Here is an 11360-nt window from a genome sequence, read left to right as displayed (position 1 = left end):
TCTGTAGGAGCACCGCCATGGCTCAACCTCTACTACACCCCCCCTGTGAGGGCTGGCGAGAAGACTTGGCATTACCCACTGAACCACCCAAAACTGTCAGTTCACTTGGAACCCTCAAGCCTAACTATCTGGGTCAAATATATCTGGAAACGCCAAGAACCAGGGCCATCCCACGAGAGAGTTACATTTTGATGGCCCTGTGCCCGATTTTGACCGCCCCCGCATTACCTTTCCTATTATCAGTAGCGCTTACAAAGGGAGACGACGAAGCCTCAGCACTGATCTACCTCATTTCAATCTTTTACATATGGTGCATTACCCTGTGCCTGAAATTAAGCTTCCTACCTCCACGCGACGAACCTATTCGATTCAACAGGGCAAGGCAAAAAATTTATGCTTACAAGTTCGACTATAGCCCGTGGAACCCTTTTACAAGATGGCGGACAGTCCCCGTTGCCTACGACTGGTCTCAGGCAAGAGCCGAGCGTTGGTCACAGTATTCCAACGGCAGGATGACGTTTACATTCGGCGTCATGCTGTCAATCATTCGGCCAGGTACAACCACGGTAATAGACCGCTTTCATCTCACGACCAACCCCGCGGATGAATACGCCTGGGCATTTATTTGCGCCTACATGCAAGGGGAACCCTGCGCGTCAGTCCCTCCGAAAGAGCCCGAAGCTCACAACGAGCTGCGCTGGTATCAACTCCCCTCCCGCTTGGCCCCCAAAGTAGTCTGGCCCCCCGAAATGGACCAGGAATCTAGGACTGCCCCAGATCCAGAGGCCGATGTAGCGCTCGATACACAGAGCATTCAGCACTGACCCGCCTGCAGGCCTGCGGCAACTACGGCAACCACAACACTCAAGGACCCCCAATGCCCCCCATCGTCCTAGTCGGCCACCTCCACGACTGCCCCCTCCACGGCAAAACTACCGTAACCACCGGCGCCCCCTCGACCTGTGTCAACGGCAACCCCATCGCCCGCATCGGCGACAAGATTTCCTGCGGCGCCATCATCGAAACCGGTGCCAGCCACCTGCTCATCGAAGGCAGACCCGCTGCCCGGGTCGGTGACACTACCAGCCATGGCGGTACGCTGATCGAAGGCGACGCCAGTTGGCTCGTCGAGTGATCTGCCCCCTTCACTAGCAGCCCAAGCGGTGTACAGTACCCCCACAACAATGCCCAAGGAGCCCGCCAATGACCGTGACGCTGTCCCCCCTGCAGATCACCTGCGATTTCGATTCCGGCAACATCCAGGTGCTGGATGCCAGCAACCCGGCCCAGGTCCACCTGGCCATCCGCCCGGACACCCACAGCGGCCACTTCCAGTGGTTCCACTTCAAGGTCAGCGGCCTAACCCCAGGCCAGGTCCACCGCTTCAGCCTGGACAACGCCAGCGAGTCTTCCTACAAGAACGCCTGGACCGGCTACAACGCCGTGGCGTCCTATGACCAGAAGACCTGGTTCCGCGTACCCAGCCAGTTCGATGGCAAGGCGCTGGCCTTTGAAGTGAAGGCCGAGCAGGAGCAGATTTGGTTCGCCTACTTCGAGCCCTACCCGCGTGCCCGCCATAACCAGCTGATCGAGCGTGCCCAGCAGATCGAAGGCGTCGAGTTGTTGGCCCATGGCCGCAGCGTGGAGGGCCGTGATATTCCGCTGCTGCGTGCAGGCGATGGCGCTGCGGGCAAGCGCAAGCTGTGGCTGATCGCTCAGCAGCACCCGGGCGAGCATATGGCCGAGTGGTTCATGGAAGGGGTGATCGACCAACTGCAGGCCAATGATGAAACGGTCAAAGCACTGCTAGAAAAAGCCGATCTGTACCTGATCCCGAACATGAACCCCGATGGCGCCTTCCACGGCCATCTGCGCACCAACTTCAAGGGCAAGGACCTCAACCGGGCCTGGCAGGATGCCAGTGTCGAGCTGAGTCCCGAAGTGTTCTTTGCCCAGGCGCAGATGAAGCAGTACGGCGTGGATGCGTTTGTCGATGTGCATGGGGATGAGGAAATCCCGCATGTATTCACGGCGGCGTGTGAGGGGAATCCGGGCTATACGCCGCGGTTGGCCAAGTTGGAGGAGCAGTTCCGCACTACCCTGTGCAGCGTAACGCCGGACTTCCAGACGAAATATGGCTATACCCGCGATGAACCGGGACAGGCTAATACGACACTGGCTTGCAATGCAGTGGGTATGGCGTATGACTGCTTGTCGCTGACCTTGGAGATGCCTTTCAAGGACCATGATGATGCGCCTGACCCGGTTACTGGCTGGTCGGGGGAGCGGTCGAAGGCGTTGGCCGGGGCAGTGTTGGAGACGCTGCGGAAGATGGTTGGGGATTTGCGCTGATCAGTGCCGGCCTCTTCGCGGCTAAAGCCGCTCCCACAGGGGACCCGCCAAATCAGTGGGTTAGCGTTGTCCTACCAAAGCGGGCGTGCCCGTGAAGAGGCCGGCACAGCAGACCAACGTCAAAACTGCACATCAAGAATCACGTTGTCGGTATAGGTCGTGGCCGGCGGTGTCGCCTGGTCGGTATAGACCTTGGCGTTGTAGTTGAACACCTGGCTGCCGGTCCCGGTACCCGCCCCGGGGTTCACATCGGCATCGCTGCTCGACCGCCGTGCGCTGGTCACCGAACCCCAACGCACGGCACCGGCGCTCTTGAAGATGTCGTAGGCCAGGTAATTGTTGGCTGCAGACTTCATCCGCCGTCGCCCGCCCGAAACATTCTGGCCGTCATCCAGGCCCACCGTGTAGCTGCTGCCCTTGGTGCACGACAGGCTCACGCTCTGGCTCACCGTTCCGAATCCCGACACCACGGGCGCACTGCCGAAACTGATATTGGGCGTGGTGATCTGGCAATCGTTGCTCACCGTCAGCGTCACGGTCAGCGACTGGCTGCCGGCCCCGATGTCACGCCCCAGGCAAATGGCGCCGATGCCGATCCCCGAACAATAGTTCCAGCTCCAAGCCACCGTCAGTGTCTCCTGGTACACACCCGCCGCCACGTTGCTGCCGATCTGGGTGCGCAGGTACAACGGCACGGCCTTGGGTGTGGTGCCGTTGAGCAAGCCCAGCAAGTCGAGGATGCCATTACGGGCGAAGTCGAAGGCAACACCTCGAGTGATCGGGTAGCTGGTGCTGTTATCAGCGTAAAGCGTGTAGTTGATAACGTCACCGGTCGGCCCGACCAGCCCCCCCGTGGAAGGACCGATGGTGGCATAGAAGTGGTCGCCGGAACTGAGCAGGCTAAGCAACGATCCCGTGCACTGCAGCCCTGAGTTGGTGGTCGAGGCGGTCTGTGCTGTGGTTCGCACCAACGTTGAGTTGATGGTGCCAAATCCTGCGGGCAAGGTCGGTACTGAAGCGCACAACGCCCACGCCGAACCGACCGGCAGCCAGAGCAAAGCCCCCCCTGCACAGCGCAGTAACGTCTTCATCGACACACCAGCGGGCCAATCAGCGGGATCGAACCTTCCGCCTCTGGCATCTCGAACTCGACCTGGCACTGCCCTCCTCCCTCCAGCTCGACCTGCAAACGGTTACGCGGCGACAGATTCTCCAGGTACACCAGGCCATCCCAGCCGACCACCGCCTGGCTGCCGCTCTCCTGGTGGGTGACCTTGCTGCCCAATTTGAGCGGCTGCCGGTTGCCATCGACCAGCTCAAGGCTCGCCGCCAGCACGCGCTTGAGCGGGAATTCCAGCAGGTAGCCGCTGCCACGGCGCACGGCGACGCGCTGCTCAACATTCGGCGCAAGGACGTCGGGCGGCAGGTCCATCGGGTCGATCTCGTACTTGCCGCGGTAGTACCCGCTGCTGTACGGCACCAGTAGGTGGCCGCCCTTGTCAGTGCGGCCGATCTCCTGGTTTTCATAGCGCACCGGCACATCGGCGTAGCCGTTGGTACTGACCACCACGAAGGCATCGTCGATGCGGTTGGCGGCGAACACGCCGGCATCCATCCACACTAGCGACCCGCTGGCGTCGGCCCAGCGGGTCATCTCGCCGCTGGTGCCGTACACGCCGGCCTGCAACTGCACCGATTGCAGGCGCCAGGTGGCATCGGCCTGACGGTAGGCATCACGGTCGCCACCGGTGGCGTAACCCAGGTTGTAGCCCACACCGCCCGCCACCGGCACTGCGCGACTGTAGTTGACCCGCTGCAGGTCTTCACCGTCCTTGCTGCGCTCCATGCTCACGGCCAGGGTGCCGCTGAAGTCGATCGGGATCACCAGCTGCGCCTGGACCGCCCACTGGCTGTCGCCGACCTCGCGGTTAGCTGACAGGTAAAGGCTGCTGTTGCCCCACAGCGGCTTGCTCCAGCTCAGGTTGATCAGCCGGGTGCGGGTGCCGTCACCGGCGCGCACATCGAAATAGCCGGCGCCGAGGCTACCGAAGCGGTCGAGGTTGAGGCTGAGGGTGACCTGCTCGCTGCGCTGGCTCAGTTGGATCTCAGGGCTGTCGACGCGGCTCAGGTCGGCATAGTCGCCGTAGCGCTGCAGGCGCTGGTAGCTGAAGCCGATGCGCTGGCTGTTGTACTGGTAACCGAGCGCGACCTGATGGCCCTTTTCGCCGTCGAACTGGCTTTGCGCGAGGGCCGCGTTGAGCACCCCGAAATTGCCCAGGCGCACGTTGCCGCCCAGGCCGCCAAGCAATAGCGATTCAGCCGTTTCGACATGGCTTTCCAGGGTGAAAAAGTCGCTGACGCCATGCCGTAAGCTTGCGGACGCCACGCCAGGGCCATAGCTGAAATCGCGCACGGCATAGTCACGGCGCAGGCTGCCCGCGGCCACCGTGAAGTCGGACAGGCCTTTTTGCAGCAGGCTGCTGGTGACGTAGAACGGCAAGGTGGTCGACACCTGGCGACCCAAGGCGTCAGTGGTCACCACTACGGCCTCACCGGCACCATTGATGAACGGCACATTGGTCAGGGTGTAGGGGCCGGGTTGCAGCTCGGTGGTAGTGGATTTGTAGCCGTTGATGAACAGATCCAGCGACGTCGGCACCGCCGCCTCGCCAGCGAAGGCCGGCAGCGGATACGTGACCAGGTCCGGGCGTGCGGCGAAGTCGCGTGACAGTTGCAGGCCGCCCACGCGTACCGAACTGGTCCAGGGCAAGGCGCCGGTGATGACATCGCCCGCCTCGTAGGTCAGTAAACGCTGCTCGTCGGTGAAGCGCCAGGTGGTGTCGTAGCGCAGGAAGCCCTGGCGGCTGTCATTGGCCTGCGCGCCGTTGAACGACTGGCGCCACTGGCCGGTGGTGGCGAAGGTGCCCCAGCTGTCGAACAGGCGCAGTTCGTTCCAGGCGGCCAGGTAGGTGCCGCCATCGTCGGTGTCGTTGAGGTACAGGTCATAGTTGAACAGCGCGCCGAAACTGCTGCGTGCATCGCTGGCCGGGTACAGGTTGCGATCGCCGACCTGCTGGTCCGGCAGCCAGGCCGGCGGCACCTGCAGCAGCAGGCGCTGGTTCTGGCTGTCGTAGTCGGTGTGCAGGCCCGCCACGCCATCCAACGCCACTTCGCCCTGGGGAGCACCTGGCACGGCGATGCCGGCGGCGCGCAGCACTTCGCTGTCGAGGTACAGCCGTCCGGCCCGTTGCTGCACGGGCACCAGCTCAGCCCTGGGCACCTGGTTCACCAGCAGGTCGAGGTACAGCGTGGCGTCGGCGATGGCGGCGGCTTCGGTGGGTGGCGGTGGCAGGTCGTCGGCCACAGCCAGGCCGGGGCCGATCACGGCCAGCCCCAGGCACCAGCGGCGCGTCGCCCGCGACAGCCATTTCACACACGGATTCCGACCATTGCCGGGTCCTCCCTGGCCCATCATTCAGGTACGGGCTCATTGCCCTTGCCGGATCGCTTCGGCCGTGTCCTGGCCGTTCACCCTCCCTTTCAGTACGCCACTGCTGCTCGGCGCGACGGGTGCCGGCCAGCGCATGCTGGCGCCGGGCAGCACGTAGCCGAGCAAGCCTTCGGCCAATGGCTTGGCCTGGCTGCCCTGCTGCACCACCACATCGGTCAGCCGGGCGTGCACCGGGCCGCTGTTGCGCAACTCCACATAAGGCTTGCCCTGGACCATGACCGGGCGCCAGCTCAGCTGCGGTTTGCCAACACCGCTGGCGTTGCGTTTGCCTTCCGGGTCGGGCTTGCCCCACAAGCCTTCGCCGTAGACGAACAGCGGCACCGAGTAGCGCATCTGCAGGCGGATCGCTGCCGTGGTGCCCTGGCTGGCAGTGTCAGTGGGCAGTGGCGAGGGGATTTCATCGATGATGATGCGGTAGGCCTGTTCCCGGCCGGCCGGCGAGCTGGCGGTGCGGGTCAGGCGGATCAGTTGCTTCTGCCCAGGGGCAATCGTGGCGACCGGCGGGCTGCCGATGATCTCGCGCTGGGCCTGGAACTGCTCCTGGTAGTCGCCCTGACGCCAGGCGAACACCCGCACCTGCAGGCTGGCCGGGGCCGTGCCGCGATTTTCCAGCCATAACGCGCCGGCCTTCTGGTCAGCCTCCAGTACCGGGTCGATCGGCCAGATCAACACCGAGGTCGCCGCCCCCACCGGCAGGCTCGCCAACAGTAACAATCCGATCAAACCCTGCGCCCACTTCGCGCCTTCCCGCATACCGCTCTCCTTGCTCGATTGTCTGAGTGCCCGGTTGTTTCACCAGGTCACCGCCACTTGCACCACATCGGTGTAGGTACCCGCTGGCAGCAGGCCGGTCAGCTGCGTGCGGCCATACACCGACAACTTGATCGCCGCCGGGTTACTGGTGTTCAGGGGTACGCTCTGGCCGACTGCGATGTTCTGGCTGTAGGCCGCGTCCTGGTAAAGCTGGTAGGCCAATACCTGGGTACCACCGCCACGTTTGAGGTAGCGCGTGCCGCTGACCCCGTTCTGGCCGGCGTCCAGGCTCATGCTCAGGCTCACGCCAGGGGTGCACTGGAACGTCACCGTGGTGCCGCCCAATGCGGTACTGAGAATGCCGGTCGACAACGCCGACTGCGTGCCGTAATTGAGCACGCCATAGCTGGTGACCCCGCCGGCCACCAGGCAGCCCGCTGCGATCGTCGCCGAGACCTGGAACGTGCTGGTGGTCGCGGCATCCAGCGACGGTGCCAGCAACACCCCAAGCCCGGTCAAGCAGCCATACACCCAGCTGCGCATGGCGGCGGCTCAGAACGACAGCTCGACGGCCACCGTGTCGGTGTACACCCCTGCCGGCAGACCCGCCTTGCCGCGTGCCTGGCCATAGAGGTTGACGGTCTGCGCCACGCCGGTGCTGGTCGGCAAGGTGATGGTGCCGTCGATCGCCAGCAACTGGGTGCGCCCGGTGTCGGTGTAGAAGTCGTACGGCACGAAGTTGCCGGCGCCGTCGGCCAGTGCCCGCGTGCCGCCGCTCGAAGCGCCATCATGGGCCCCTGCGCGCACGCGGATCGCCGGCACCGTGCCCGCCGAGCAGAGGATGCTCATGGCACCGCCGCCACCGCCCAGCACTTGGCCGTTGGCCGTGGTGAACAGCGCTTCCTGGGTACCAAAGCTGAGGGTACCGAAGTTCAACCCCGAAGAGCCCGTGCTGCCATTGACCTGGCAGGCCGAAATCAGCGTCAGGGTCGAGCTGATGGTCCCGGTCACCGTGGCGGCCTGGGCGTGGGATGCCAATGCCAGGCCGAGGCCAGCGAGGATGCAGTGGGTGAGGTTCGTTCGCATCGGAGTCTCCTTGCGTTGATTACCAGTCCAGGGTCACTCTCAGGGTGTCGCGGTACAGCCCGGCCGGCAGCGAGCGCGGTTGCGCCACCACCACGCCATAGATGGGAATGGGGATCTGATCGGTGCTGCTGATGGTGAAGGCACGCGCCTGGCCGATGCCGTAGCGGCTGTTACCGCCCGGGTCGACGGCCAATTGATAGGGGATCATTTCGCGGCCATTGCTCAGCCGCCGCACGCCATCATCGCCGTTCATGCCGGCGTTGATGCGCACGTTGAAGGCCCTGACCTGGGGTGTGCAACTGATCTGCAGACTGCCCTCACCGCCCGCCTCGTCGACCCGCGTGCGCAGCGGCTGGTCCCAGTTCGGGCCGCGCTGGCCGAAGTCCATCAGCCCAGGGTTGCCAAGGGTCGCAGGCGGCTGGTCACCGCTGCTGATCTGGCAGGCCGCGGAGATTACCAGGCGGGCTTGGATGAAGCCGGTGGTAGTGCCGTGCGCCGTACCGGTGGGCAACAGCAGCGGGCCAAGGCTGAGCAGCAGGAGCGAAGTGCGGTTCATGGCATGACGTCCTTGTGCATGGCGGCCTCGTTACCAGGTGACCGTGATTTTGAGCAGGTCGGCGTACTGCCCGGCGCGGGGTACCCAGGCCATCTTGTCGATGCGGGCGTACAACGGCAGCTCGACCGTGCCGCTGTCCGGCACCCGGGCAGCGTGTGCTTCGCCCACCGCCACCGGCTCACGCCAGGCTGCATCGCGGTACAGGCGATAAGGGATTGGCCGGGCCTTGGCATCGCTGCTGGCGAGGAAACGCAGTTCACCCACGCCGCCATGCTGGCCACCATCGACGCGCACTTGGTAAGGCGTATCGGGATTGCACTCAAGCCGCGGGGGTCGACGAGTGATCAGCACACCGCTCAAGGGCGCACCAGGACCGTCCAGGCGCGCGGCCTCACCCAGGTCGATTTGCCCCAGGGCCTGTGCGCCCGCATCGCGTTGTTGGTTGACCAGCATGCAGCCCCTCTGCACCAGGACCCGCACCTCGACGAGGAAGTCCGCCGCTACGGCACTGCCGCTCAACAACAGGCCCAACAGCGCGGCCAGAAAGCGTTCCGTCACTTCATGTTCCTTGTTCCTCTATTCTAGATTTCAGCGTAGCAGCCGGTGACAAAGCCGTGATGGCTGGGTGCCATTCTTTTGTGATAACGACAAAGATCTAGCGACTACGGAAAAATTGCAGACAAATTTGCAGTGGGCAGCGAACCCATCAACATCCAACGCCTCCAATGGCCATGGGCCGGCAAAGCGATGCACATTCTGTTACGGTGCAGGGCAGCAACCGAGTCGGCATCAAACGCATGCGCGCCATGCATGGACGAACATGACAGGAGCGTATTCATTGACCACTGCAGACATTGCACTCGCTGAAGCCGTGGAACGCTGCGCCCAGGAGCCGATCCAGGTGCCGGGCAGCATCCAGCCCCACGGCTTTCTGCTGGTGCTCGACGAACAAGACCTTCGCATCCTCCAGGCCAGCGACAACGTCGAGCGCTGGCTGGGTGTCCCGGCCCGCGAACTGGTCGGGAGCACGTTCGCCGAAGTGATCAGTGAAAGTTTCGACCTGCGGGCCAGGCTCGAACACCTGCCCAGCGATGATGTTTTTCCCTTCCACATCGGCGATGTACATCTGCGTAAGGGCGCGCCCAGCAGCGATATCCTGCGTTTGCTCACCCACCGCCACGACCAGGTGCTGATCGCCGAATTCGAGCCTGTTCGCCAGTGCACGGAGCATGCCGACCAAGGCGACTTCTACCCGTTGGTGAGGGGGTTCGTCGGCAGCGTGAACAATGCCGATAGCCTGGAAGCGCTGCTGCAGCAGACCGTTCTTCAGATCAAGCGCATCACTGGCTTCGGCCGGGTCAAGGCTTACCGCTTCGATGCCGAAGGCAATGGCCAGGTGCTGGCTGAGGTGGCTGACGAAGGCTACCCCAGCTACCTGGGCTTATGCTTCCCGGCGGCGGACATCCCACGCCAGGCCCGCGAGCTTTACCGGGTCAATCGCATCCGCGTGATCGAAGATGCAAACTACCAGGCTTCCCCGCTGGTGCCAGCCGCCAATCCACGGACCGGCAAGCCGCTGGACATGACCTTCGCCGCGCTGCGTAGCGTCTCACCGGTGCACCTGCAGTACATGCGCAACATGGGCACCCTGGCGTCGATGTCGTTGTCGATCGTGGCCGACGGGCAGCTCTGGGGATTGATCTCATGCCACCACGAGCAACCTCGCCCCGTTGAATTGCGCACGCGCACCGCCTGCGAGCTGCTGGCCAGCGTGTTGTCGCTGCAGATCGAGGCACGTGAGTCCCACGCCAATACGCAAAAACTGCTCGATCTGCGCCAGCACATCGTGCGCATGATCTCGTCCATGGCCGACCAAGACAGCGTCAGCGATGGCCTGCGCGCCCTCCCCGCAGTGCTGCTGGCGTTCGCCGGTGCCAGCGGCGCGGCAGTCATCTCTGCCGAGCGCTGCGACCTGATCGGCCAGACGCCGGCAGAAGCGCAGGTCAATGCGCTGGTGCACTGGCTGGGGCAACGTCACAACGAAACCGTGTTCCACAGCGATAACGTGCGCCGGGATATCGACGAGTTACCCGAACTCGCTCAGCACGCCGGCGGCGTGCTGGCCGTGGCCATCTCGCAGATTCATTCGCACTATCTGCTGTGGTTCCGGCCCGAGCAAGTACGCACGGTCAACTGGGCCGGCCGCCCCGACAAGCAGATCGGCCCACAGGGCGCGCTCAACCCACGGCACAGCTTCGAGCACTGGCAGGAACAGCTCAGCGGCCACTGTGAGCCCTGGGACCCATTGATTTTGGAAGGTGTGGTGGAGCTGCGCATGGCGGTACTGGGCATCGTCCTGCGCAAGGCCGAGGAATTGGCGCAATTGGCGAACGAGCTGCAACGCTCGAACAAGGAACTCGAAGCGTTTTCCTACAGCGTGTCCCACGACCTGCGCGCGCCGCTGCGGCATATCGCCGGCTACACCGAACTGCTTGGCGAAATCGAAGGCCAGGGCCTGAGTGAACGCGGCCGGCGCTTCCTCAAGCACATCGAGGAAGCGGCGCAGTTCGCTGGCAGCCTGGTGGACAATCTGCTGAACTTCTCGCAGATGGGCCGCTCGGCGCTACGTCTTTCCGATGTCGACCTCAATGCCCTGGTCGAAGCCATCCGACAGGAGTTGGCACCTGATTATCAAGGGCGCGAGATCGTCTGGGACGTCGCGCCGCTGCCCAAGGTGTTCGCCGACCCGGCCTTCATCAACCTGGCGCTGCATAACCTGATCGCCAATGCCATCAAGTACACCCGCGGCCGCGAACCGGCGCGCATCGAAATCGGCGCGCGCCAGCACGCCGGGGAAACCGAAATCTATATTCGCGATAACGGTGTCGGCTTCGACATGGCCTACGCCAACAAGCTGTTCGGTGTATTCCAGCGCCTGCACCGCATGGAAGATTTCGAAGGCACCGGCATCGGCCTGGCCAGCGTGCGGCGGATAATCGAGCGCCACGACGGCCGAGTGTGGGCGCAAGGCCACGTCGATCAGGGCGCCAGCTTCCATTTCACCCTTCCCCGTCATCCAGAGAACCCTTGAGGCACCCGAAC

11 protein-coding genes are annotated in these 11360 nt (G+C 63.6%); 4 read left to right on the top strand and 7 right to left on the bottom strand.

Features of this window, described 5'->3' with window-relative positions; translation table 11 throughout:
* Positions 1-17 precede the first annotated feature (17 nt).
* The 3 genes from ACZ6YA_RS01030 (at position 18) to ACZ6YA_RS01020 (ending at position 2352) form a co-directional block, all read left to right on the top strand.
* The gene (locus ACZ6YA_RS01030; protein WP_465894875.1) at positions 18-824 is read left to right on the top strand and encodes a DUF6708 domain-containing protein; all 807 of its coding nucleotides are present in this window, start codon (positions 18-20) and stop codon (positions 822-824) included.
* A 53-nt stretch (positions 825-877) separates the two neighbouring features.
* Positions 878-1135, top strand: a complete 258-nt coding sequence (locus ACZ6YA_RS01025; RefSeq protein ID WP_465894874.1) for a PAAR domain-containing protein — start codon at positions 878-880, stop codon at positions 1133-1135.
* Positions 1136-1203: 68 nt separating this feature from the next.
* The gene (locus tag ACZ6YA_RS01020; protein WP_465894872.1) at positions 1204-2352 is read left to right on the top strand and encodes a M14 family metallopeptidase; all 1149 of its coding nucleotides are present in this window, start codon (positions 1204-1206) and stop codon (positions 2350-2352) included.
* Positions 2353-2471: 119 nt separating this feature from the next.
* On the opposite strand, the gene ACZ6YA_RS01015 is transcribed toward ACZ6YA_RS01020, so the two are convergent.
* Genes ACZ6YA_RS01015 through ACZ6YA_RS00985 form a run of 7 tightly spaced genes read right to left on the bottom strand, consistent with a single transcriptional unit; the run spans position 2472 to position 8816 of the window.
* Positions 2472-3443: a Csu type fimbrial protein gene (locus ACZ6YA_RS01015; RefSeq protein ID WP_465894871.1), complete on the bottom strand. Its 972-nt coding sequence runs from the start codon at positions 3441-3443 to the stop codon at positions 2472-2474.
* Positions 3440-5785 (bottom strand): fimbria/pilus outer membrane usher protein, encoded by a 2346-nt coding sequence (locus ACZ6YA_RS01010; protein WP_465894870.1) that lies wholly within the window; start codon positions 5783-5785, stop codon positions 3440-3442. The genes ACZ6YA_RS01015 and ACZ6YA_RS01010 overlap by 4 nt, the downstream gene beginning before the upstream one ends.
* A gap of 54 nt (positions 5786-5839) precedes the next feature.
* A complete protein-coding gene (locus ACZ6YA_RS01005) occupies positions 5840-6616 on the bottom strand; it encodes a fimbrial biogenesis chaperone (protein WP_465894868.1) in 777 nt (258 codons plus the stop codon).
* A 39-nt stretch (positions 6617-6655) separates the two neighbouring features.
* A complete protein-coding gene (locus tag ACZ6YA_RS01000) occupies positions 6656-7159 on the bottom strand; it encodes a Csu type fimbrial protein (protein ID WP_465894867.1) in 504 nt (167 codons plus the stop codon).
* A 9-nt stretch (positions 7160-7168) separates the two neighbouring features.
* Positions 7169-7702 (bottom strand): Csu type fimbrial protein, encoded by a 534-nt coding sequence (locus ACZ6YA_RS00995; RefSeq protein WP_403130130.1) that lies wholly within the window; start codon positions 7700-7702, stop codon positions 7169-7171.
* Positions 7703-7721: 19 nt separating this feature from the next.
* Complete coding sequence (locus tag ACZ6YA_RS00990; protein ID WP_465894866.1) at positions 7722-8258, bottom strand: Csu type fimbrial protein; 537 nt, start codon at positions 8256-8258, stop codon at positions 7722-7724.
* A gap of 30 nt (positions 8259-8288) precedes the next feature.
* Positions 8289-8816 carry a Csu type fimbrial protein gene (locus ACZ6YA_RS00985; RefSeq protein WP_465894865.1) on the bottom strand — a complete coding sequence of 176 codons (528 nt, stop codon included), beginning with the start codon at positions 8814-8816 and terminating at the stop codon, positions 8289-8291.
* A 262-nt stretch (positions 8817-9078) separates the two neighbouring features.
* Between ACZ6YA_RS00985 and ACZ6YA_RS00980 the strand changes: the two genes are divergently transcribed.
* On the top strand, positions 9079-11349 hold the full coding sequence (locus ACZ6YA_RS00980; protein ID WP_465894863.1) for an ATP-binding protein: 2271 nt from the start codon (positions 9079-9081) through the stop codon (positions 11347-11349).
* The last annotated feature ends 11 nt before the right edge of the window (positions 11350-11360 follow it).

This window comes from Pseudomonas sp. NPDC090752, assembly GCF_055584805.1.
Note: the sequence above shows the minus strand (reverse complement) of the source record. Positions and strands in the feature narration are given on the sequence as shown.